Source organism: Allobosea sp. 2KB_26 (assembly GCF_052115715.1).
GTDB lineage: Bacteria > Pseudomonadota > Alphaproteobacteria > Rhizobiales > Beijerinckiaceae > Allobosea.
Window position 1 is genome coordinate 251,254 of sequence record NZ_JBFRHE010000006.1, and the last position, 22,529, is coordinate 273,782.

A 22,529-nucleotide genomic window follows, 5' to 3' on the forward strand; every position below is an offset into this window, starting at 1 on the left:
CCGGGCTTCGCGCCCGGCTGCTGGGAGTTGCCATGCGCTGGCCCCTTCGCCTCGCCTTCATCCTGACCTGCGCCTTGGCTGTCGCCACGGCAATATCCGGACGCGCGTTCGCTCATGCCGCGCTGATCGCCGCCTCGCCGGCGGACGGCGCGGTCGTGACCAACGCCCCTGCGGTGTTGACACTGAGCTTCAGTGAACCGGTGTCGCCGCTCATCCTGAAGTTGATCGGACCAGACAGCACGTCCCGCACACTCGATCGGTTCGTGCTGAAGGACAGGACGCTGATGATCGAAGCGCCCGCCGAACTGTCAGCCGGAACGCATGTTCTGAGCTGGCGCGTCATTTCCGAGGATGGGCACCCGGTTGGTGGGGCGGTGGTCTTCTCCATCGGTGCGCCCAGCGGCCAGTCGCCAACTCCTGAGACACGGACTGATCCTGCTGTGCGGGCAACCCTATGGCTGGGAAAGGTAGGGCTCTATCTGGGCTTGCTCATGGGGCTCGGCGGGGTAGCCTTTGCGACCTGGGTTGGTCCCTTGCCTCGCGATGCCCGGCGACCGCTCGGATTGTTCATCCTGCTCGGATCTGCGGCCTTGCCGCTGGCATTCGCCGCGCAAGGGCTCGATATCCTGGATCGCTCGCTCGGCAGCCTGGGCGAAGCGGACGTCTGGAGCGCCGCGGCCGCCAGTAGCTTTGGCCGCACGGCGCTGGCTGCAGCTGTCGCATTTCTACTCGGATTGGCCTCCCTGGCGGTACGCGGCCGCATGGGGCCGGTCTTCGCTGGAGCAGCCCTCCTGACTGTAGGGGTGGCGCTCGCCGCGAGCGGCCATGCCAGCGCGGCCAGCCCGCAGTGGTTGACGCGGAGTGCAGTCTTTATTCACGCCGTCAGCGTCTCCGCCTGGGCAGGAGCCTTGGTGCCGCTGTTCTTCGTTCTGCGGGAGGCCGACGCAATTACCGTGCTGCGCCAGTTCTCGCGTTGGATACCTGTCGTTGTTGGCTTGACCCTGCTCAGCGGTGGCATCCTGGCGGTGGTTCAGCTCGAACAGCCAGGCGCACTGATCTCGACCGGCTATGGCTGGGTTCTGCTGATCAAGCTCGCCTGGGTTGCAATCCTGCTGGGCCTGGCCGCCATCAACCGCTACCGCCTCACGCCCCTTGTCCTGTCTCGAACGGGCCTCGCCGCCAGGACGATGCGGCGCATGATCGCGGCCGAAACCTTGCTGGTGTTCCTTGTCCTTGGCACCGTTGCGACCTGGCGCTTCACGCCGCCGCCGCGGGCACTTCTCGATGCGGGAGCGCCGCCTGCGTCGATCCACATTCACACGGCCAAGGCGATGGCGGACATCCGCGTCTCGCCTGGACGTGCGGGGCCGGCCTCCATTTCGATTTCACTGCTCGACGGGGAGTTTGGACCGCTCACGGTCAAGGAGGTTCGCTGCGTGGTGTCGAATCCGTCGGTCGGGGTCGAACCGATCGAGCGTCAGGCCGTCCGGTCGAGCGACGGCACCTGGCATGTCGACAGCCTCGTCATTCCCATCGGTGGTCGGTGGACCATCGAACTCGAAATCCTGGTCTCCGATTTCGAGATGATCCGGCTCAGCGAGACCGTGGAGATCAAGCCATGACGAATGAGATGACGCGTCGGGACCTGACAGCGTTGGCCACGACCGGGGCGCTTTCGGGCTTGTTTGGACATGTACGGGCGGCCGAGGCGCAACCCGCGGCAACGGGCTCCACACCGGTGCGCATCGCGATGCTTGTCCACCCGGATATGGTTCTGCTCGATCTCGTCGGTCCGCTGACAGTGTTCTCACTGCTGCAGGCCGAGATTCATCTGGTCTGGAAGGGCAGGGCGGCCGTCACCAGCGACGTGAAACTGCCGGTTACGCCAACGGCGACATTCTCCGAATGCCCCCGCGGTCTCGATGTCCTGTTCGTCCCCGGCGGGTTGAAGGGCAGTGTCGCCTTGATGGGGGATAGCGAAGTGCTGGGCTTCCTCGCCGAACAAGGCGCGCAAGCTCGCTATGTCACGAGCGTCTGCACAGGCTCTCTGTTGCTCGGAGCAGCGGGACTGTTGAAGGGCTATCGGGCGACCTCGCATTGGTATGTCCGGGATCTGTTGCCGGTGATGGGCGCAACGCTCCAAACTGATCGCGTCGTGATCGACCGCAACCGGATGACTGGCGGAGGGGTGACGGCTGGACTGGATTTCGGATTGACGCTTGCTGCCTCGCTCATGGGTGAGGAGACGGCGCGCCGGATCCAGCTCGTCCTTGAATACGATCCGCAACCGCCCTTCGATTCAGGCGCGCCCGAGCGCGCGGACAAGGCGAATGTCCAGGATGTTCTCGCGCGCCGGTCGCCGCTGATAGCAATGGCGAAGGCGCAGGCTGAGCAGGCCAGGGCGCGCCTGGCGCTCTGAAGCAGCGGCGCGACATTCCATGATCGGGAAAAGCCGCTTGCGGACCGTCCCCAGCAGCACCGCGCCGGATCTCAGACGAAGTCGAACCGATCGACATCGACCAGCCCCTTGTCGGTGATCTTCAGATGCGGGATCACCGGCAGGGTCAGGAAGGCAACCTGCAGGAATGGCTCGGCCAGCACGACGCCGAGCGCCTTCGCTTCCGTTCGCAAGCCCTCCAGCCCGTGCCGCACGGCCTCGAAAGGCTGGTCGCTCATCAGACCGGCGACCGGCAGCGCCAGCTCTGCCTTGACTATGCCACCATCCGCGACCGCGAAGCCGCCGCCGATCTCGATCAGCCGGTTGGCGGCAGCCGCCATCGAAGCGTCGTCGACGCCGACGATGCAGAGATTGTGGCTGTCATGACCAACAGAAGAGGCGATGGCACCATGCTTCATGCCAAAGCCGTGGACGAAGCCGGTCGCGATGCCGTTCGTCTTGCCATGCCGTTCGATCACCGTGACCTTGACCGCGTCCTGGGCGAGGTCGGGCAGGGCTTGCCCATCCCTGGCGGGCAGGGACATCGCCAGCCGCTCGGTGATGATGCGGCCCGGCACGACGCCGATGACGGGGGTCTCGCCGGACCGGACCGCGACCTTGAAATCTCCCGGCACCAGCCTGCGGCTCCTGACGCTGCCGAGACCGACCGGAGCAATGGGCTTCCGATCGGCGAAGAGGGCCCCCTCGACAAGCCGGCCTCCGGCAAAGACGGACTTCACCCTGCAGGTCGCGAGATCCTCCACGAGCACGATGTCGGCTCGCTTGCCGGGGCCGATGAAGCCGCGATCGAACAGGCCGAAATTCCGCGCAGCCGAGAGTGTCGCGACGCGATAGGTTGCAAGCACATCCGCGCCGGCGGCAATCGCGGTGCGGATCATGTAATCGAGATGGCCTTCTTCCGCGATATCGAGCGGGTTGCGATCGTCAGTGCAGAAGGCGAGGAACGGGGAGGCGTCGCGTGTGATCAGCGGGATCAGGGCATGCAGGTCCTTTGACACCGAGCCCTCGCGGATCAGGATTGCCATGCCCTTGGCGAGCTTTTCGCGCGCCTCCTCGGCCGTGGTTGTCTCGTGGTCGGTGCGGATGCCGGCCGAGAGATAGCCGTTCAGGTCCATTCCGCGGACCAGCGGGGCGTGGCCGTCGATATGCCGGTGTGAGAAGGCCTCGAGCTTGGCGAGGCAACCGGGATCGCGGTGAAGCACGCCCGGAAAGTTCATGAATTCGGCGAGGCCGATGACCTTGGGATGGTCCATCAGCGGCGTCAGGTCGCTCGCCTCCAGCCGGGCCCCAGCCGTTTCCAGATGCGTCGCCGGCACACAGCTCGAGAGCTGCACGCGCAAGTCCATGCGCATCGCCTCGGCGCAGCGCAGGAAATAGCTGATGCCCTCGATGCCAAGGACATTGGCGATCTCGTGGGGGTCGCAGATCGCGGTCGTGACCCCGTGCGGCAGCACGCAGCGCTCGAATTCGAACGGCGTCACCAGTGATGATTCGACATGAAGGTGCGTGTCGATGAAGCCGGGAACGGCGATCAGCCCCCGGGCATCGAAACTCTCGATGCCCTCGTAGCGTCCATGGGTGCCGACGATCGTTTCGCCGCAGAGCGCGATATCGGTCTCGACCAGGGTGCCGGTGACGAGGTCGAACAACCGGGCGCCCCAAATGACGAGGTCGGCCGGCTCGTCGCCACGGCCCTGTGCAATGCGGCGGGAAAGGGTGGCTGCGTCGGTCATGACGAAGGTTCCATTCGGTCCAGGCGTGGTAGCGTGCACGTCGCTCGATGCAAAGTCGACTTGGACGGCGCACGTTGCCGGCCTAGATAGGCTGTCTCGTCCGTCAGCCTAAGAGGTTTCGCCATGAAGCTCACCTGGTTCGGCCATTCGGCCTTTCGTCTCGATCTCCCCGGCGCTTCGCTGTTGATCGATCCGTTCTTCACCGGCAACCCGGCCTTCGAGGGCAATGCCGCCGAGGCATCGAAGGGCGTCAGCCATATCGTGATCACCCATGGCCATGGCGACCATATCGGCGACACGCTTGCGATCGCCGAGGCCAATCACGCGACGGTCGTGACCAATTTTGACCTGTGCATGTACCTTGCCTCGAAAGGCCTGAAGAAGTTCGAGCCGATGAATACCGGCGGCACGGTCGATCTCGGTTCCTTCCAGACGACCCTGGTCCGGGCCGATCATTCGGCTGGGCTGGTTGAGGCCGGAGTCGGGTATCCGCTGGGCAGCGCCAATGGCGTGGTCATCAAGGCCCCGGGCGAGAAGACGCTCTGGCATATGGGCGACACCGACATCTTCCCGGGCATGGCGCTGATCAGCGAATTGCATGCCGTCGACATCTGCATCTGCCCGATCGGCGATCGCTTCACCATGGGCGCGAAGACCGCTGCGCTGGCCATGACCCGGTTCGTCAAGCCGAAGGTGGCGATCCCCTGCCATTACGGCTCCTTCCCGATCATCGCCCAGAATGCCGACGAGTTCGTCGCGGCGCTGAAAGGCAGTGACGTGCGGGCCCTCGTGCCCGGGAAAGGTGAGGCGGTCGCGCTCTAACACCGGTAGCGTCATCCGGGATGGGCGGCAAAGTCCGATATTCCCGTCACCATCCGGCTTCGGTCCGTGACGATGGATCCCGGCGTTTTGGCCGGGTTCCCGACGACCCGTCAGTATTGACTTATCCTTTTGCCGCCGACGCGCTATAGCGCGGGCAAATCAGTTTCGGCTTGTTCAGCCACAGTTTCAGGAGCCTGCCATGTCGGTCGATCTCGCCACCGTGAAGCGCGTTGCGCATCTGGCGCGCATTGCCGTGCCCGAGGCCGATCTGCCCAAGCTGCAAGGCGAGCTCAACGCCATTCTCGGCTTCGTCGAGCAGTTGGACGAGGTCGACGTCAGCGGCGTCGAGCCGATGACCTCGGTGACGCCAATGGCGATGACGCAGCGCCAGGATGTCGTCACGGATGGCGAGATCGCCGATCGGATCGTCGCCAATGCACCGGTCTCCGAGGACAATTTCTTCATGGTGCCGAAGGTGGTCGAATAGGCGCCGAGCCGCCCGTTCCACCATCCCGAATGCGCCAGGAGCGCTCCGCGGGCTCCTCCCAGTTCAATTTGCCGGAAACCACTGACGTGACCGACCTGACCCGCCTGACCCTGACCGAGGCCCGCGACGGCCTCAAGGCAAAGACCTTCTCCGCGACCGACCTCGCCAAGGCGCATATCGCCGCCATCGAGAAGGCCCGCGCGCTCAACGCCTTCGTGCTCGAGACGCCGGAGCACGCGCTGAAGCAGGCAGCGGCATCCGATGCCAGGCTGGCGAAGGGCGAAGGCGGCCCGCTGGAAGGCCTGCCGCTCGGCATCAAGGACCTCTTCGCCACTGAGGGCGTGCGCACCACCGCCTGCTCGAAGATCCTCGGCGAGTTCATCCCGGCCTATGAATCGACCGTGACGAGCCAGCTCTGGCGCGATGGCGCGGTGATGCTCGGCAAGCTCAACAATGACGAATTCGCCATGGGCTCGTCGAACGAGACCAGCGCCTTCGGCAATGTCGTCAATCCCTGGCGCCGCAGCGGCTCGAATGTCGGGGCAGGGGGCTCCGGCGCGATCGAGGGCAACCATCTGGTTCCGGGCGGGTCGTCGGGCGGTTCGGCCGCCGCCGTCGCCGCCGACCTCTGCCTGGCTGCCACCGCGACCGATACGGGCGGCTCGATCCGCCAGCCGGCGGCCTTCACCGGCACTGTCGGCATCAAGCCCACCTATGGCCGGTGCTCGCGCTGGGGCACGGTCGCTTTCGCTTCTTCGCTCGACCAGGCTGGTCCGATCGGCAAGACCGTGCGCGACAGCGCCGTGATGCTGCGCTCGATGGCCGGCTACGACGCCAAGGACACGACCTCCGCGAACCTCGCCGTGCCGGACTACGAGGCGGCTGTCGGCCGCTCGGTGAAGGGCATGAAAATCGGCATTCCCAAGGAATACCGGCTCGACGGCATGTCGCCCGAGATCGAGGCTCTCTGGCAGCAGGGCATCGCCTGGCTGAAGGCGGCCGGTGCCGAGATCGTCAACATCTCGCTGCCCCACACGAAATACGCTCTGCCCGCCTATTACATCGTCGCGCCGGCGGAAGCCTCCTCCAACCTCGCCCGCTATGACGGCGTGCGCTACGGCCTGCGCGTGCCGGGTCGCGACATCGTCGAGATGTATGAGAAGACCCGCGCCGAAGGTTTTGGCGCCGAGGTCAAGCGCCGCATCATGATCGGCACCTATGTGCTCTCGGCCGGCTATTACGACGCCTATTATCTCAAGGCCCAGAAGGTCCGCACGCTGATCAAGCGCGATTTCGAGCTGGCCTATGCCGACGGAATCGACGCCGTGCTGACGCCGGCGACGCCCTCGGCCGCCTTCGGCATTGGCGAGAAGGGCTCGTCTGATCCGGTCGAGATGTATCTCAACGACGTCTTCACGGTCACGGTGAACATGGCCGGCCTGCCGGGCATCGCGGTGCCCGCCGGACAGGATGCGCAGGGCCTGCCGCTCGGCCTGCAGCTGATCGGCCGCCCCTTCGACGAGGAGACGCTGTTCTCGCTCGGCCAGGTCATCGAGGATGCGGCTGGCCGCTTCACGGTTGGCGAGAAGTGGTGGGCGTAAGCGCCTGACGGCGACCTAATCCCGGGCGCCTCCAGGCAGGAGCCCGGGGCTTCGTCGCATGGATCTTCAGAGCTTCCGGATCGTTTCCGGTTCTGCATCACCTTGCGGCTTGCCTGGCAGGGCCCGGGCAGATTTCCGCTGGACGGCGTTTCGGGTCTAGGCTTGCGGCATGATCTTCAGCCGCGCCATCGCCTGGGCCTGTCTTACGTTCCTGCAAGGGGCGCTTGCCTTCGTCGCCGGGCTCCTGCTTCTCCTGATCATCGTGCAGCAGGTGAGGGGCGATGCCGGCGCGCAGCCTCTCGCCAACCTGATCGCAGCTGCGGCTGGCGTCGCCTTCGCGTGCCGGTTCCTGGCTCGAAAGTTCGCCTAAAGAGAAACCCCGCCTTGCCGGATCGGCAAAGCGGGGTTTCTTTGTTCAACAGGCTTCAGTGGGCTGCCGGATGGGCATCCTTGCCGGCGGTCGGCTCGCCCTTCTTCTTCCGGCTCAACACAGAAGCGAGCCAGCGCACCACCACATAGAAGACCGGGGTGAAAAGCAGGCCGAACAGCGTCACGCCGATCATGCCGGAGAACACCGCGACGCCGAGAACCTGGCGCATCTCGGCGCCCGCGCCGACAGAGATCGTCAGGGGCAGCACGCCAAGGATGAAGGCGAGCGAGGTCATCAGGATCGGGCGCAACCGGGTTCGCGCCGCCGCGATGGCAGCCTCGCGCCGGCTCATGCCCTCGTCCTCGGCCTGCTTGGCGAACTCGACGATCAGGATCGCGTTCTTCGCAGCGAGGCCGACGAGCACGACGAGGCCGATATCGACGAGCACATTGCGATCGAAATCCTTGTAACCGACGCCAACCATCGCCGCGAGAATACACATCGGCACGATCAGGATGACGGCGAGCGGCAAGGTCCAACTCTCGTACAGCGCCGCCAGCAGCAGGAAGACGAAGACGACGGCAAGGCCGAAGGCGATGATCGCGGTGTTGCCGGCGAGTTTCTCCTGCAATGCGATCTCGGTCCATTCGAAACCGAACCCAGCCGGCAGCACCTGCTGCGCGATCTTCTCCACCTCCGCGATGCCCTGGCCGGTCGAGAAACCGCGCGCCATCGAAAGCTGGACCTCGGCTGCCGGATAGAGGTTGTAACGCGGCACGCGATAGGGGCCGGTCGTGTCGGAGAATGTCGCGACCGAGCCGATCGGCACCATCTCGCCGTCGACATTGCGCGTCTTCAATGCGGCGACGTCGCGGATATCGAGCCGGTAGGGATTGTCGGCCTGCGCCGTGACCCGGAAGGTGCGGCCCAGGATATTGAAGTCGTTGACATAGGCCGATCCCATATAGACCGACAGGGTCTCGAATACCCGGGTCACGGGCACACCGAGCATTTCGGCCTTGGTCCGGTCGATATCGGCGTAGATCTGCGGCGTCCTGGTCGAGAACAGCGTGAAGGGCTGCTGGATGCCTGGAACCTGGCCTGCGGTTCCAGCCACCGCCCAGGTTGCGCCCTCGAGCGCCGGCAGGCCGCGCCCGCCGCGATCCTGGACATAACCCTTGAGACCGCCGCCGTTGCCGATTCCGGGAACGGCCGGAGGCTCGATTACGAGGGCGAAGGCCTCGCCGATCTGGCCGAGCTGGCTGCGCAGATCGTTGAGGATGCCCTGGGTGGTGAGGCCGGCCTTGGCCCGTTCCCGGAAGTCGCTGAGGGTGACGAAGGCGACGCCGGCATTGGGCGCCAGCGTGAAGGTGGCGCCATCGAGGCCGGCGAAGGCGACGATATGGGCGACACCGGGCCGCGACAGCAGCATGTCGGTCGCTTTGCGGATGACCTCGTCGGTTCGCGGCAGCGACGAGCCCGGAGGCAGCTGCACGACGGCGATGAAGTAGCCGCGGTCGAGCTGCGGAACGAGGCCCGTCGGAATCGCCGCCAGGCGCTGGCCGGCGACCGCGATCAGGGCGGCATAGACCAGCAGCATCAGGACGCCGACGCGGATCAGGCGCGAGGTCGCCGCGCCGTATGCGCGCGAGAGCCAGTCGAAGGCCTTGTTGAAATACTTGAAGAACCAGCGGATCGGCGCGGTGATCGTAGCAAGGAACCCCTTCGGCTCCTCGTGGCTGTGCGGCTTCAGCAGGATCGCCGACAGCGCCGGCGACAGGGTCAGTGAAACGAAGCACGAGATCGCAGTCGAAGCGGCGATCGTGACTGCGAACTGCTGGTAGAACGTGCCCTGTAAGCCGGTGATGAAGGCGGTCGGGATGAACACCGCGCACAGCACGAGCGCGATTGCGAGCAGGGCGCCTCCGACCTCGTCCATGGTCTTGTGCGCGGCTTCCTTGGCGCTCATGCCTTGCGCCAGATAGCGCTCGACATTCTCGACCACGACGATCGCGTCGTCGACGACGATACCGATCGCCAGCACAAGCGCCAGCAGCGAGATCGTGTTGAAGGAGATTCCGACCGCGCTCATCACCAGGAAGGTGCCGACCAGCGAGACCGGGATCGCGATGATCGGGATGATCGCCGCGCGCCAGGTCTGCAGGAACAGGATGACGACGATGACGACGAGCACGATCGCTTCGAGCAGCGTTGTCACCACGGCGGAGACGGATTCTGCGATGAACTCTGTCGGATTGTAGACGATCTTGTACTCGACCCCGGCCGGGAAGTTCTTCGACAGCCCATCCATCGTCTTGATGAGCGCTTCGGAGGCCGCCAGCGCGTTTGAACCCGGACGCTGGAACACGCCGATCGCGACGGCTTCCTTGTTGTCGAGATAGGAGTTCGACAGATAGTCCTGCGCGCCGAGTTCGACGCGGGCGACGTCGCGGACACGGATCGTACCGCCATCGGCGTCCGAGCGGACGACGATGTTGTAGAACTCGTCGATGCTGGTCAGGCGTCCCTGCGTGTTGACCGAAAGCTGGAAGGCGCCATCCGATTTCGCCGGCGGCTGGTTGATCGCGCCCGCTGCGACCTGGATGTTGGCGGCGCGGATCGAGGCGATGACATCGCCGGCAGTCAGGTTGCGCGCAGCGACCTTGGCCGGATCTAGCCAGACCCGCATGGAGTAATCGCGTGCACCGAAGACCTGGACGTCGCCGACGCCTTCGACGCGGGTCAGCACGTCCTTCACATTCAGCGTCGTGTAGTTCGAGACATATTGCTGGTCGCGCGAGCCGTCGGGCGACAGCATGTGGATGACCATCAGGAAGTCGGGCGAGGCCTTGCGGACCTGCAGGCCGAGCGTACGGACGTCCTGCGGCAGGCGCGGCTCGGCCGCCGAGACGCGGTTCTGCACCAGCACCTGAGCCTGGTCGACATCGGTGCCGGCCTTGAAGACGACGCTGATCGTGACACGCCCGTCACCGGTCGACTGCGACGAGATATAGAGCATATCGTCGACGCCGTTGACCTCCTGCTCGATCGGGGCTGCCACCGTCGAGGCGACGACCTCGGCCGATGCGCCCGGATAGGTCGCGGTGATCGTGACGGTCGGCGGCGCGATCTCGGGATATTCCGCGATCGGCAGGCTGCGCTGTGCGATGGCGCCAGCGATCGTCAGCAGGATCGAGAGAACGGTCGCGAAGATCGGCCGGTCGATGAAGAAATGCGCAAAGCGGAACATGCTGGGGTCCTGGCCGGGAGGGCAGGGCGGGCGGCCGATGCCGTCCGCTTCCGGTGATGGCGGCGTGAGCCGTCAGTTGGTTGCGGCGACCTTGATCTCGCCGGCCTGCGGTGTGACGGTCGCGCCCGGCCGCACCATCGGGCTGGCGAGCCCGTTGATGATGACCTTGTCGTCCTTCTCCAGACCCTTGGTGATCACGCGCAACCCGTCCGCGATCTGACCGAGCACCACCGGCTTGGGCACGACCTTGTTGTCGGCACCGACCGTCAGCACGATCTTGCTGGCCTGGTCCGAGACTATGACCGCATCGGGAACAAGCAAGGCTTCGACCTGGCCGGCATAGATGCGCACGCGCCCAAAGGTGCCGGGCGTCAGGAACTGGTCCTTGTTCTCGAACACGGCGCGGCTGCGGATCGTGCCCGAGCGGGCATTGAAGGCATTGTCGACAAAGTCGATCTTGCCCTGGCGCTTCCAGCTCGTCTCGTCGGCGAGCCGGACCTGCGCGGTCGGAGCGCTTTCACGGTTCGTCAGGCCGCGTTGCTCGCCGGCAAGCCTGGAATAGCGGAGATAGTCGGCTTCCGACGTATCGAACACGAAATTGATCGGATCGGTGGCGACGATCGTCGTCAGCAGCGTCGCGCCCGACTGGCCGCCCGCGACGAGGTTGCCCGCATCGACGCGCTTGTTCGAGATCCGGCCGGACAGGGGGGCGCGAACCTGCGTCCATTCCAGATTGAGCTCGGCCGTCTTGAGATTGGCCTCGGCCGCCTGTTGGGACGCGATCGCGCCGTTCAGGTTGGCGCGGCGCTGGTCGATGTCGCGAACCGTGATCGTCCGGTTCTGCGTCAGGGCCTCGGCGCGCTCGACCTCATTCTGGGCGAGCTCGACCTGGGCCTTGGCGCGCGCGACTTCGGCGCGTGCCGCATCGACGGCAAGCTGATACGGGCGCTGGTCGATGGTGAAGAGCAGATCGCCCTTGCTGACCCGATCGCCGTCGCGGAAATGGATGCTGTCGAGGAAGCCCGAGACGCGGGCCCTGATCTCGACCTGCTCGCGCGCTTCGAAGCGACCTGTGTACTCGTCCCAGTTGGTCACGCGCTTGGCGAGAGGCGCTGCAGTCTGGACCGGCGGAGCCGGTGGGGCGCCCTGGGCGAGGGCCGTGGCGGCGGACGTCGCGAGCAGCACCGCGAAGGTGGCAAGAGTCCGACCCGTTGAGCGGCGGATTCGCATGGAAAAACTCCGGATAGCGGGGCCGGCGCAACCACTCTCGGTTTCCGGGCCGCGCGCAAGAAAGGTTGCATGCTGACGATTGTCAAGTTCCGTCACTCGACAGCAGCGCCGAATGACGACAGATTAGCAACATTCCGGCCAGGGGGTGACAGGATGGCAACAGACGCTTGCCGCCCGGGCGCCAAGGTTCTACCGAAGACGCGACCTGACCAGAGTTGGAAGACCGATATGAACGCGCATGCCCGCCCTGCCGACCCGAAGAAGCTGATCAAGGGTGCAACCGGCGATTGGGAAATCATCATCGGCATGGAAATCCATGCCCAGGTCACCTCCAACGCGAAACTTTTCTCAGGCGCCTCCACCGCCTTCGGGGGCGAGCCGAACGAGCATGTCAGCCTGGTCGACGCGGCGATGCCCGGCATGCTGCCGGTGATCAATGCCGAATGCGTGCGTCAGGCTGTTCGTACCGGCCTAGGGTTGAACGCGCGCATCAACAACCGGTCCGTGTTCGATCGCAAGAACTATTTTTACCCCGACTTGCCGCAGGGCTACCAGATCAGCCAGTACAAGAGCCCGATCGTCGGCGAAGGTGAGATCGTCGTCGATCTCTCGCCGACCGAGCAGATCAACGTCGGCATCGAGCGGCTCCATCTGGAACAGGATGCCGGCAAGTCGATCCATGATCAACATCCGACGATGAGCTTCGTCGATCTCAACCGCTCCGGCGTCGCGCTGATGGAGATCGTCTCGCGCCCCGACCTGCGCTCGGCTGACGAGGCCAAGGCCTTTGTCACCAAGCTGCGCACCATCCTGCGCTATCTCGGCACCTGCGATGGCGACATGGAGAAAGGCAACCTGCGCGCCGACGTCAACGTCTCGGTGCGCCGTCCCGGCGAGCCCCTCGGCACGCGTTGCGAGATCAAGAACGTCAACTCGATCCGCTTCATCGGCCAGGCGGTCGATGTCGAGGCGCGCCGCCAGGTCGGAATCCTCGAGGATGGCGGCAAGATCGACCAGGAAACGCGGCTCTACGATCCCGGCAAGGGCGAGACTCGTTCGATGCGCTCCAAGGAAGAGGCGCATGATTATCGCTATTTCCCGGACCCGGACCTGCTGCCGCTCGAATTCGACGATGTCTTCGTCGAGGGCCTGAAGGCAGCGCTGCCGGAACTGCCCGACGCCAAGAAAGCGCGCTTCATCGCCGAATACGGCCTCACGCCCTATGATGCCTCCGTGCTCGTCGCCGAGCGCGAGCAGGCGGATTACTTCGAGGCTGTCGCCAAGGGGCGCGACGGCAAGGCCGCCGCCAACTGGGTGATCAACGAGTTGTTCGGCCGCCTGAACAAGGAAGGCAAGGATGTGACCGCCTCGCCGGTCTCGGCCGCTCAGCTCGGCGGTCTCGTCGATCTGCTTGGCGAGAGCGTCATTTCGGGCAAGATCGCCAAGGATCTGTTCGAGATCCTCTGGTCCGAGGGGGGCGATCCGCGCGAGATCGTCGAGACGCGCGGCATGAAGCAGGTGACCGACACCGGCGCGATCGAGAAGGCGGTCGACGAGATTATCGCCGGCAATCCCGACAAGGTCGAGCAGGTCAAGCTGAAGCCGACCATGCTCGGCTGGTTCGTTGGCCAGGCCATGAAGGCGTCGGGCGGAAAGGCCAATCCGCAGGCGCTGAACGAGATCCTGAAGAAGAAGCTGGGTATCGAGTGACGCCAGACAGGCTCATCATCCGCGACGCGGTTGCGGCCGATCTCCCGGCCGTCCGCTCGCTGTTGGTCGAGACCTGGCATGCTACCTATGACGGCATCTATGGCTGGCAGCGTGTCGCCGAGATCACCAATGCCTGGCATTCGCTGGAAAATTTGAGCGCCCAGCTCGATCGTGACGGCGAGGCCTTTCTCGTCGCTCTGGTCGAAGACCAGATCGTTGCGACTTCGTCCGCCCGCCGCGAGCGCGACCGGGCGGCGCTGCTCACGCGGCTCTATGTCCTGCCGACCTATCAGGGCGTCGGGATCGGCCGCACCCTGCTGCAAGTCACGCTTGCCCATTTCCCCCTGGCACCGGTCGCGCGGCTGGAAGTCGAGCTGCAGAACGAGCCCGCGATCGCGTTCTACGAGCGGATGGGCTTCTTCTTGCAGCGCTCGGCCCGGTTCGACGGCCGCGACGACACGCCCAACACCTTGCTGATGGCCAAGCGCCTGTTTGCCGAGTGACGGCAGCCGGCTGAGCACGGAAGCGCGCGGCATAGGTCTGCATGCCGAGTTCCGTTTCGGAATGGGCTTTGCTAACACCGCGCGAACCGCGGGGTTGTCCAGCGGTCCGGAGGCCTGGCCATGAGCAAGAGCAAGATCGATCCGTCCGAGATTTCCATTCGCCAGGCGCGGCGCGAGGACGTCCAGCGTGTCGTCAGCCTGATCGTGCTCGGCTCCGCGACACAGACAGTGACGGAACAGGACGCTGCGGCCGAAGCCGCACACCCCGCTTATGAACGGGCCTTCGACGAGCTTCTCGCGAGCCCCGACACCACGCTCTTCGTCGCCGAGCGCGCCGGACAGGTCGTCGGCACCTTTCAGGTCACGCTCATTCCGGGGTTCGTGGCGCGAGGGCGCAAGCGCGCGAAATTCGAGAGCGTCCATGTTGCACCGGAAACGCGGGGAATGGGCATCGGCGCGGTGATGATGGCTCACGGACTCGCCTTCGCAAAGGAGAAGGGAGCGGGGCTGGTCGAGTTGACCTCGCACAAGGCCCGGGGCGATGCCCATCGTTTCTATCGCAATCTTGGCTTCGACCAGAGCCATGAAGGCTTCAAGAAGCTGGTGTGAGTGCTGCGGAGCCGTCGGGGGGATCGCGAGCGGCTCACCACTCCCCGGGCATGACCAACCTGCTTGGGGAGCAGGTCGGGGACCCTTCCGGCGGCCTGCCGAGCGGCCTACATCAGACCCCGACGCCAATCGCGACAGGAAACCGAGATGTCCGCACGCTCGTCAAAGCCGATCGATCTTTATTACTGGCCGACGCCCAATGGCTGGAAAATTACCATCATGCTCGAGGAGTGCGGGCTCCCCTACAACCTCATCCCCGTGAATATCGGCAAGGGCGATCAGTTCAAGCCCGACTTCCTGGAGATCTCGCCGAATAATCGCATGCCGGCGATCGTCGATCATGATGGGCCCGGCGGAGAGCCGATCTCGGTCTTCGAGTCCGGTGCGATCCTGCAATATCTCGGCCGCAAGACCGGACAATTCTATCCTGCCGACGAGCGTGGCCGCGTCGCGGTCGATGAATGGCTGTTCTGGCAGATGGGCGGCTTTGGGCCGATGCTCGGCCAGACCCACCATTTCCGCATCTACGCGCCCGAGAAGCTGCCTTACGCCATCGATCGCTACACCAACGAGGCCAACCGGCTCTATGGCGTGCTCAATCGCCGTCTCGAGGGCCGCGACTATATTTGCGGCGCTTACTCGATCGCCGACATGGCCTGCATCGGCTGGGCCAGGGGGTGGGAGAAGCAGGGGCAGGACATCAGGCAGTTCCCGAATGTCGGGCGCTGGCTGGAAACGATGCAGGCGCGCCCGGCCGTGCAGCGCGGCCTCGCGATCGGCGCCGAACTGCGCAATCCGGCCGGTATCAGCACGCCGGAAGAGAAGGCCATTCTGTTCGGGCAGCGGGCCCGCTGAGCTGATCCATGGGCGATGGTCGGCCTTGCGTTGACCATCGCCGCGCCGGCACGCTCAGCGTATGCGGGGCTTGGATCGCGGTTGCTCAGGTACGGAGGGCACCGCTGACCGAACAGTCCCTAAGCTCGTTGCGTCAGTTCGCCCGGGTCCATTTCACCGAGCGGCAGATGATACCGCCGAGCACGCAACCCGAGGTGGTTAGCGCATCTCCGGACAAAGACATCGTGCCGGAGTAGGTCTTGCCATCCTCCGGATTGAAGGCGCTGCCGCTCCATTTGCCGGCGCCGGTCGACTTCATGTCGTAGAAGATGCGCTGGCCGACCTTGGCAGGGCCATTCGTGTCCTTCAGCCAGGCCAGCGTGCCGCACATCGCCTCGCCGCATTTGGCAAACCGCACCCGCGAGGCCCCGGTATCGCGCAGCCAGGTACCGCTGACATCCTGTGCCAGGGCGGACCCGGCGCCGGCGAGCGCCAGCGTCGCGAATCCGAGCAGAGCGGCCTTGGCCGAGGTCTTGTGAAAGCGCATGCGATCCTCCCGTTTCGACCAGCTATGGCTGTATGGTTCAGATGTGAACTATATCCAAGCGGGCTTTCACTTCAAGCGGGAGACGGCTCGGGCTTGATGCACGGCTCTCGCCGGAGCGATACGGAGCGGGACAGGCAGACGAAGCCGGCGGGGCAGCCTTGTGGGGCGGGGAGGCGGCAGCTATAAGCCGCCGCATTCTCCAGATTGTCCCTAAGGAACCAACGATGGCTGTCCAGCGTACCTTTTCCATTCTCAAGCCCGACGCTACGCGGCGCAACCTGACCGGCGCGGTCAATGCGGTGATCGAGAAGGCTGGCCTGCGCATCGTCGCGCAGAAGCGCATTCAGATGACCAAGGGCCAGGCCGAGACCTTCTATGCCGTCCACAAAGAGCGGCCCTTCTTCGGCGAGCTGGTCGAGTTCATGACGTCCGGCCCGGTTGTCGTTCAGGTTCTGGAAGGCGAGAACGCCATCGCCACCTATCGCGACGTGATGGGCGCCACCAACCCGGCGAATGCCGCCGAGGGCACGATCCGCAAGCTCTTCGCCCAGTCGGTCGGTGAGAACACGGCTCATGGTTCGGATGCGCCGGAGACCGCTGCTATCGAGATCGCGCAGTTCTTCGCCGGCAACGAGATCGTCGGCTGACGCAGCGCAACTGCTGATCGTCTTCGAACGGCGGAGCCAGTGGCTCCGCCGTTTTCGTTCGTGGAACTATTTGAAGCCGAGATCGAAGGCGTAGCTGGCGGAGATGCCGACCGTCAGCGAATCCCGTGAGCCGAACGGCTTGACGATCGGCGACCTGGTCGCATCGCCAACGAGATGCTTGTACTCGAGATAGGCGGTCGTCTGCAGCTTCTCGGACCAGTTATAGGTCACCTGCGCGATCGCGCCGATCGAGTTGATCCCGGCATTGTAACGCTGCAGCAGGCCGCCTCTGCCCGCGTAATTGCCGCCGAAATAGGTCCGGACATAGTCGGCCCCGACGACGCTCATGCGCGGGCCGGCGCCGATCGTCCAGGCCCCGATCTTCTGGAAGGCGTCGATCTTGAATTCGGCGACAAGCGCGTCATGGGTGATCACGCCGCGGCGCAGGTCGACGCGGCCGCGCAGCCAGGAGGTCGGATAGAATTCGACGAAGCCGCCGAGCTCTGCGCCGAACTTGACGTCCGGCATGCCGATCAGCGCACGGTTGGTGCTGGCCTTGCGCTCCCAGAGCAGGTTGCCCGAGAAGCCGGCGCGCCAGGCCTTGCCGGAGAAGAAGCCGATGCTGATCGCGTCGTCTTCGGATGACCACCAGGTGCTCTTGGTGCCACGCGCCAGGTTCACGATCGCCCGCGGCCTGAAGACATAGTCGTTCGAACCGGAATAGTCCGGAGTGTAGCGCAGGCCACCTCCCAGGGTCAGGTGCCAGTTCTGGACGGATTCGGGGGAGGTGAGGGTGGTGTAGTCGCTGGACTGGGCTTGAGCTGAGCCGGCAGGCGACAGGCAGAGACTGGCCGCAAGGCCGGTCAGGAACGCAACGCAACGCATTATCGAACTCCGGCGCAACGGCGCCTTGGCAAGCGAAAGTTCCGACAATCTGAAGCGTTATCGTTAATCCCGGGTTGACGCTGCCGGCATTGACCGCAAAAGCGCGGCGCGTCACCAGTAGCGGGCCGAAGGATCGCCCATGACCGAACTGCCCAGCATCACGCACCTGCCGTCAGTCTGCCCGCATGACTGCCCCTCTGCCTGTTCGCTTGAGGTCGAGGTGATCGACGGGCGCAGCATCGGGCGTGTGCGCGGCAGCAAGCGCCAGAGCTACACCGACGGCGTGATCTGCGCGAAGGTGGCGCGGTATTCCGAGCGCATCCATCATCCCGACCGGCTGCTGCACCCCTTGCGTCGCACAGGACCGAAGGGCTCGGGACATTTCGAGCGCATCTCCTGGGACGAGGCGCTGGACGAAACCGCACGCCGCTTCCTCGCGATCGAGGCCGAGCACGGCGCCGATGCCGTCTGGCCCTATTACTATGCCGGCACGATGGGGCTGGTGATGCGTGACGGCATCAACCGGCTGCGCAACGTCAAGCGCTACTCCGGCCAGTATTCGACGATCTGCACCACGATGGCCTGGACCGGGTTCATCGCGGGCACCGGCCGGCTCGCCGGTCCCGATCCGCGCGAGATGGCGAAATCGGACTGCGTGGTGATCTGGGGCACGAACGCCGTGCACACCCAGGTCAATGTCATGCATCACGCGATCAAGGCGCGGAAAGAGCGCGGCGCCAAGATCGTCGCCATCGACATCTATCACAACCCGACGCTGGCCCAGGCCGATCTTGCATTGGTGCTGCGCCCGGGAACGGATGGCGCGCTCGCCTGCGCCGTCATGCATGTCCTCTTCCGTGACGGCCATGCGGACCGCGACTATCTCGCGCGCTACACCGATGCGCCCGCCGAACTCGAGGAGCATCTCGCCAGCCGCACGCCGGAATGGGCGGCTGCGATCACCGGGCTCGATGTCGCCGCGATCGAGGAATTCGCGACACTGGTCGGCACCCGCAAACGCAGCTTCTTCCGCCTCGGCTATGGCTTCGCGCGTCAGCGCAACGGGGCCGTGAACATGCATGCGGCGCTTTGCGTGCCGACGGTGACGGGCGCCTGGCAGTACGAAGGCGGCGGCGCCTTTCACTCGAACAGCGGCATCTACCAGTGGCGCAAGAGCCTGATCGAGGGGTTGGATGTCAGGGATCCCCGCATCCGCCAGCTCGACCAGTCGCAGATCGGCAGGATTCTGACTGGCGACGCCGAGGCGTTGCGCCAGGGCGGGCCCGTGAGGGCGCTTTTCATCCAGAACACCAATCCCGTCTCGGTTGCGCCCGAGCAGGAGTTGGTCAAGCAGGGCTTTGCCCGCGATGACCTGTTCACGGTCGTGCACGAGCAGTTCATGACCGAGACCGCTGCCATGGCCGACATCGTGCTGCCGGCGACGCAGTTCATGGAACATGACGATCTCTACCAGGGGGGCGGGCACCAGCACATCATGTGGGGCGGCAAGCTCGTGGAACCGCCCGGCGAATGCCGCTCGAACCACGAGGTGATCTGTGCGCTGGCCGAGCGCCTGGGCGCCGAGCATCGCGGGTTCGCGATGACGCCACGCGAGATCGTGGACTGGACGCTGCGCGAGACCGGCCGAGGCACGCTGGACGAACTGATCGCGGCCGATTTCCACGACATCCAGCCAGGGTTTGATCGCGCGCATTACGTCGACGGATTCGGCTATCGCGACGGCAAGTTTCGCTTCAAGCCGGACTGGCCGAAGGTGCCCAACCCCAATGACGGCCCGGTAGGTCCCTACAGCCAGATGCCGGGGTTCCCCGACCATTGGGGCGTGATCGAGAGCACGGACGAGGCGCATCCCTTCCGCCTGGCGACCAGCCCCGCCCGCAGCTTCCTCAACTCGACCTTCACCGAGACGCCGAGTTCGCAGAAGAAGGAGGGGGGGCCGAGCTTGATGATGCATCCGCAGGATGCGGAGGGGCTCGGCATTTCCGATGGCGGCGAAGTCGTTATCGGCAACCGGCGCGGCAGCGTGCATCTGACGGCGAAATTCTTCTCCGGCGTGGTGCGCGGCGTCGTCATTGCCGAATCGATCTGGCCGAACGCGGCGCATAAGCACGGGCGCGGCATCAACACGATCACCGGCGCCGATGCGGTTGCTCCCTTCGGCGGGGCGGCCTTCCACGACAACAAAGTGTGGATCAAGAAGGCGTGACCGATCGGCCACTTGACCTTTACGGAGGGCTGTGACCATTCCGCCGCGCGCGGGCGAGGCATGGATGATGCTTGCCCCGGCATGGGCATGTCTCGAAGGAACTGCGGAATCATGAAGATGCGGCGGATAGGTGCGGTCGTTCTGGCCGGTGGGTTCCTGATGATGGCTGCGGTTTCGGCCCAGGCCGCGAGCGGCACGAGCGCCTTGCCGCCGCCCGATCCGACCGCCAAGAACCTGACGCCCTACATGATCCAGCTTCGGGCCTTCGATGCCTGCCTAGTCACCCAGTCGCAGCTGATGGGCACGACGCGCGAAGCCGTCCACACGCCTTGCAGCTGCTATGCAAAGGGCACGGTCAACGCGATGACCAAGGACGAGATCCAGGCCTTCCGCGAAACCGGCTATTTCAACGACAGCGCCCGCGCCAAGGGCTACGATTTCATCGATCGCTGCAAGCTCAGGCGGCCGAGCTGATCAGCTCCCGGTCGGCGAAATAGCGCGCCCCGATCCGTCCCGCATAGGCGACGAGATTGGGGTGGCTCTCGATCAGGCCCCGTATCGGCGACTCGAAGAGCCTGCACAGCCCCGAAGCCAGGAAAGCGCCAAGCGTGGCGTCTGCTCCGCAAGGCTCGTTGCCCATCAAATAGAGCCGCTCGCCCAGGATCGCGGCGACGGCTCCCAGCGCGTGCCGGGCGAGTTCCGTCTGTTCTGCCGGGCTGTGGCGCCCGGTGCCCTGGCCCTTCAGCGTGCGTTGCACCTGGCGTTTGACCATCGCGGCAACGAGCGGTCGCAGCGGCGCCGGCACGAATTTGAAGAACTGGAGCGGGCCGCGCTTGAAATTGCTGTCATTGGCCCAGCGCTCGCTGACCACGAACCAGTAGAGATGATCCTCGAGCATCTTCTCGACGGCCCAGGCGATGCCGCGCTGTTCCGGTGTCAGGCCCTTGTCGAAGTCGATGCCGTATTTCCGCTCCAGATGCAGTCTGATGAAGGTGCTGTCGGCGACGATCTCGCCGTCGTCGATGATCAGGGGCAGCTTGCCCTTGGGCGCCCGTCTCAGATTGCCGGCTTTGCGCTCATGTGGGAGGCCCGACATCTGCAGGAGGATGTCCGCCTTCATGCAGAATGGGCTCGGGTCGGGCAGGCCGAACCCGGGTCCGAAGACCTGTAGCGTGATCATGCGAAATCCCCCAATGGCGCAGGCAAGGTGCAGGTTTCTGCTGACAGACTGCTGACAATTCTTGTCAGCAGAGCTAGAGCATTGTCCTCCCGAACTTGATGCTTGGGAATTCCTCGTCATGCAACGTGCCGAACGTCTGCTCGATCTGATCCAGGGGCTGCGCCGGCGACGCAGGCCGGTGACGGCCGATACCCTCGCCGCCGAGCTCGATGTCTCCGTGCGGACGATCTACCGCGATATCGGCGCCCTGATGCGCCAGGGTGTGCCGGTGCGTGGCGAGGCCGGCATCGGCTATGTGCTCGATGCGGGCTTCGACCTGCCGCCGCTGATGCTTTCGCCGGATGAGATCGAGGCGGTTCTCGTCGGCATGCGCTGGCTTGGCGAGCGTGCCGACCCGGTGCTCGCCCGCGCGGCGGAAGACGTCGTCAGCAAGGTCGCAGCGGTCCTGCCGCCGCATCTGCGGCCGATCCTGCTCGATGGCGCCCTGTTTGCGCCGGCCTATCGCTGCGACCAGCCGGTCGATCAGATCGACGCTGCCGGCATCCGGGCTGCGATCCGCCAGGGCCGCAAGCTTGCGATCCGGTATCGCGATGAGGCCGGGCAGGAGACCGACCGGATGATCTGGCCGATCGGCATGACCTTCTACGAGCGGGTGCGGATCGTCATCGCCTGGTGCGAGCTGCGACAGGCCTTCCGGCATTTTCGCACGGACCGGATCACCGATCTCATCCTGCGCGAAGAGCGCTACCCCGCTAGACGGGCCGATCTGTTCCGTCGCTGGGAGAAGGAAGAGGAAGAGGCAGCGCGGGCCAGGTCCTGCCCGATCGATCAGCCGCGCACGACCTCGCCGGCGGCCAGCGTGGCCCTGCCGGAGGCGACCTCGGCCAGCGCTCGCTGATAGAGCGCATGTTCGACGCCGAGCACGCGCTGCGCCAGGGCGTCCTCGTCGTCGCCGGCCAGAACAGGAACTTTGGTCTGTGCAATCACGGGCCCGGCATCGAGTTCCGGCACGACGAAATGCACGCTGCAGCCATGTTCGCTCACACCAGCTTCGAGAGCCTGGCGATGGGTATGCGTGCCCTTGAACAGCGGAAGCAGCGAAGGGTGGATATTGAGCAATCGCCCTTCCCAACGCCTGACGAACCAGGGCGTCAGGATGCGCATGAAGCCGGCGAGCGCAATGAGCTCGATCTGGTTGACGCGCAGGACGTCATCCATGGCGCGCTCGAAAGCCTCGCGATCCCTGCCGAAGGAGCGGTGATCGACAGTTGCGACGGGTACGCCGGCAGCCGCGGCCCGGGCCAGGCCGCCGGCCTCGGGTACGTTCGAGAGCACAAGAGCGATCTCGGCGGGATAGTCGCTCGCCTGCGCCGCCTCGATCAGCGCGGCCATGTTGGAGCCGCGCCCCGAGATCAGGATCGCGGTGCGACGGCGCG

The 22,529-nt window shown here is 65.1% G+C and carries 21 protein-coding genes; 14 read left to right on the plus strand and 7 right to left on the minus strand.

Annotated elements, in window-relative coordinates:
* Positions 1 to 32 precede the first annotated feature (32 nt).
* Positions 33 to 1,622, plus strand: a complete 1,590-nt coding sequence (locus AB4099_RS18540) for a copper resistance CopC/CopD family protein (RefSeq protein WP_441479112.1) — start codon at positions 33 to 35, stop codon at positions 1,620 to 1,622.
* Complete coding sequence (locus AB4099_RS18545) at positions 1,619 to 2,419, plus strand: DJ-1/PfpI family protein (RefSeq protein ID WP_441479113.1); 801 nt, start codon at positions 1,619 to 1,621, stop codon at positions 2,417 to 2,419. The genes AB4099_RS18540 and AB4099_RS18545 overlap by 4 nt, the downstream gene beginning before the upstream one ends.
* A gap of 71 nt (positions 2,420 to 2,490) precedes the next feature.
* On the opposite strand, the gene ade is transcribed toward AB4099_RS18545, so the two are convergent.
* A complete protein-coding gene (gene ade, locus AB4099_RS18550) occupies positions 2,491 to 4,191 on the minus strand; it encodes an adenine deaminase (protein ID WP_441479114.1) in 1,701 nt (566 codons plus the stop codon).
* Positions 4,192 to 4,314: 123 nt separating this feature from the next.
* Between ade and AB4099_RS18555 the strand changes: the two genes are divergently transcribed.
* The 4 genes from AB4099_RS18555 (at position 4,315) to AB4099_RS18570 (ending at position 7,471) form a co-directional block, all read left to right on the plus strand.
* Positions 4,315 to 5,013 carry a metal-dependent hydrolase gene (locus tag AB4099_RS18555; RefSeq protein ID WP_441479115.1) on the plus strand — a complete coding sequence of 233 codons (699 nt, stop codon included), beginning with the start codon at positions 4,315 to 4,317 and terminating at the stop codon, positions 5,011 to 5,013.
* Positions 5,014 to 5,212: 199 nt separating this feature from the next.
* Positions 5,213 to 5,500 carry an Asp-tRNA(Asn)/Glu-tRNA(Gln) amidotransferase subunit GatC gene (gene gatC / locus AB4099_RS18560; RefSeq protein WP_113512524.1) on the plus strand — a complete coding sequence of 96 codons (288 nt, stop codon included), beginning with the start codon at positions 5,213 to 5,215 and terminating at the stop codon, positions 5,498 to 5,500.
* A gap of 86 nt (positions 5,501 to 5,586) precedes the next feature.
* Positions 5,587 to 7,101, plus strand: coding sequence for an Asp-tRNA(Asn)/Glu-tRNA(Gln) amidotransferase subunit GatA (gatA, locus tag AB4099_RS18565; RefSeq protein ID WP_113512777.1), 1,515 nt, complete (start codon positions 5,587 to 5,589; stop codon positions 7,099 to 7,101).
* A 169-nt stretch (positions 7,102 to 7,270) separates the two neighbouring features.
* The gene (locus AB4099_RS18570) at positions 7,271 to 7,471 is read left to right on the plus strand and encodes a hypothetical protein (RefSeq protein ID WP_441479116.1); all 201 of its coding nucleotides are present in this window, start codon (positions 7,271 to 7,273) and stop codon (positions 7,469 to 7,471) included.
* A 55-nt stretch (positions 7,472 to 7,526) separates the two neighbouring features.
* On the opposite strand, the gene AB4099_RS18575 is transcribed toward AB4099_RS18570, so the two are convergent.
* Both AB4099_RS18575 and AB4099_RS18580 read right to left on the minus strand, forming a co-directional pair.
* Positions 7,527 to 10,721, minus strand: coding sequence for an efflux RND transporter permease subunit (locus AB4099_RS18575; RefSeq protein WP_113512774.1), 3,195 nt, complete (start codon positions 10,719 to 10,721; stop codon positions 7,527 to 7,529).
* Positions 10,722 to 10,793: 72 nt separating this feature from the next.
* Positions 10,794 to 11,951: an efflux RND transporter periplasmic adaptor subunit gene (locus AB4099_RS18580; RefSeq protein ID WP_441479117.1), complete on the minus strand. Its 1,158-nt coding sequence runs from the start codon at positions 11,949 to 11,951 to the stop codon at positions 10,794 to 10,796.
* Between the two features lie 228 nt (positions 11,952 to 12,179).
* Between AB4099_RS18580 and gatB the strand changes: the two genes are divergently transcribed.
* The 4 genes from gatB (at position 12,180) to AB4099_RS18600 (ending at position 15,628) form a co-directional block, all read left to right on the plus strand.
* Positions 12,180 to 13,661, plus strand: a complete 1,482-nt coding sequence (gene gatB / locus AB4099_RS18585) for an Asp-tRNA(Asn)/Glu-tRNA(Gln) amidotransferase subunit GatB (RefSeq protein ID WP_113517984.1) — start codon at positions 12,180 to 12,182, stop codon at positions 13,659 to 13,661.
* A complete protein-coding gene (locus tag AB4099_RS18590; RefSeq protein ID WP_162768406.1) occupies positions 13,658 to 14,164 on the plus strand; it encodes a GNAT family N-acetyltransferase in 507 nt (168 codons plus the stop codon). Before gatB ends, AB4099_RS18590 begins: the two co-directional genes overlap by 4 nt.
* Before the next feature lie 120 nt (positions 14,165 to 14,284).
* Positions 14,285 to 14,773: a GNAT family N-acetyltransferase gene (locus AB4099_RS18595; RefSeq protein WP_441479118.1), complete on the plus strand. Its 489-nt coding sequence runs from the start codon at positions 14,285 to 14,287 to the stop codon at positions 14,771 to 14,773.
* A 147-nt stretch (positions 14,774 to 14,920) separates the two neighbouring features.
* Entirely contained in the window at positions 14,921 to 15,628 is a 708-nt protein-coding gene (locus tag AB4099_RS18600) for a glutathione S-transferase N-terminal domain-containing protein (RefSeq protein WP_113517981.1), read from the plus strand.
* A 133-nt stretch (positions 15,629 to 15,761) separates the two neighbouring features.
* On the opposite strand, the gene AB4099_RS18605 is transcribed toward AB4099_RS18600, so the two are convergent.
* On the minus strand, positions 15,762 to 16,154 hold the full coding sequence (locus AB4099_RS18605; RefSeq protein ID WP_441479119.1) for a DUF2147 domain-containing protein: 393 nt from the start codon (positions 16,152 to 16,154) through the stop codon (positions 15,762 to 15,764).
* Between the two features lie 224 nt (positions 16,155 to 16,378).
* Between AB4099_RS18605 and ndk the strand changes: the two genes are divergently transcribed.
* A complete protein-coding gene (gene ndk / locus AB4099_RS18610) occupies positions 16,379 to 16,801 on the plus strand; it encodes a nucleoside-diphosphate kinase (RefSeq protein WP_069880790.1) in 423 nt (140 codons plus the stop codon).
* Positions 16,802 to 16,867: 66 nt separating this feature from the next.
* On the opposite strand, the gene AB4099_RS18615 is transcribed toward ndk, so the two are convergent.
* Positions 16,868 to 17,686, minus strand: a complete 819-nt coding sequence (locus AB4099_RS18615; protein WP_441479120.1) for a MipA/OmpV family protein — start codon at positions 17,684 to 17,686, stop codon at positions 16,868 to 16,870.
* A 139-nt stretch (positions 17,687 to 17,825) separates the two neighbouring features.
* Between AB4099_RS18615 and AB4099_RS18620 the strand changes: the two genes are divergently transcribed.
* Together AB4099_RS18620 and AB4099_RS18625 are read left to right on the plus strand one after the other, a co-directional pair.
* Complete coding sequence (locus AB4099_RS18620; protein WP_441479121.1) at positions 17,826 to 19,913, plus strand: molybdopterin-containing oxidoreductase family protein; 2,088 nt, start codon at positions 17,826 to 17,828, stop codon at positions 19,911 to 19,913.
* 111 nt (positions 19,914 to 20,024) lie between these two features.
* Positions 20,025 to 20,387, plus strand: a complete 363-nt coding sequence (locus AB4099_RS18625; RefSeq protein ID WP_441479122.1) for a hypothetical protein — start codon at positions 20,025 to 20,027, stop codon at positions 20,385 to 20,387.
* Here AB4099_RS18625 and AB4099_RS18630 read toward each other — a convergent pair.
* On the minus strand, positions 20,371 to 21,093 hold the full coding sequence (locus AB4099_RS18630; protein ID WP_441479123.1) for a glutathione S-transferase family protein: 723 nt from the start codon (positions 21,091 to 21,093) through the stop codon (positions 20,371 to 20,373). The two genes, AB4099_RS18625 and AB4099_RS18630, sit on opposite strands and share 17 nt — an antisense overlap.
* Before the next feature lie 118 nt (positions 21,094 to 21,211).
* Between AB4099_RS18630 and AB4099_RS18635 the strand changes: the two genes are divergently transcribed.
* Positions 21,212 to 21,991: a helix-turn-helix transcriptional regulator gene (locus AB4099_RS18635; RefSeq protein ID WP_441479124.1), complete on the plus strand. Its 780-nt coding sequence runs from the start codon at positions 21,212 to 21,214 to the stop codon at positions 21,989 to 21,991.
* Here the strand turns inward: AB4099_RS18635 and purN are convergent.
* Positions 21,922 to 22,485, minus strand: coding sequence for a phosphoribosylglycinamide formyltransferase (gene purN, locus AB4099_RS18640; RefSeq protein WP_441479221.1), 564 nt, complete (start codon positions 22,483 to 22,485; stop codon positions 21,922 to 21,924). The two genes, AB4099_RS18635 and purN, sit on opposite strands and share 70 nt — an antisense overlap.
* Positions 22,486 to 22,529 lie beyond the last annotated feature (44 nt).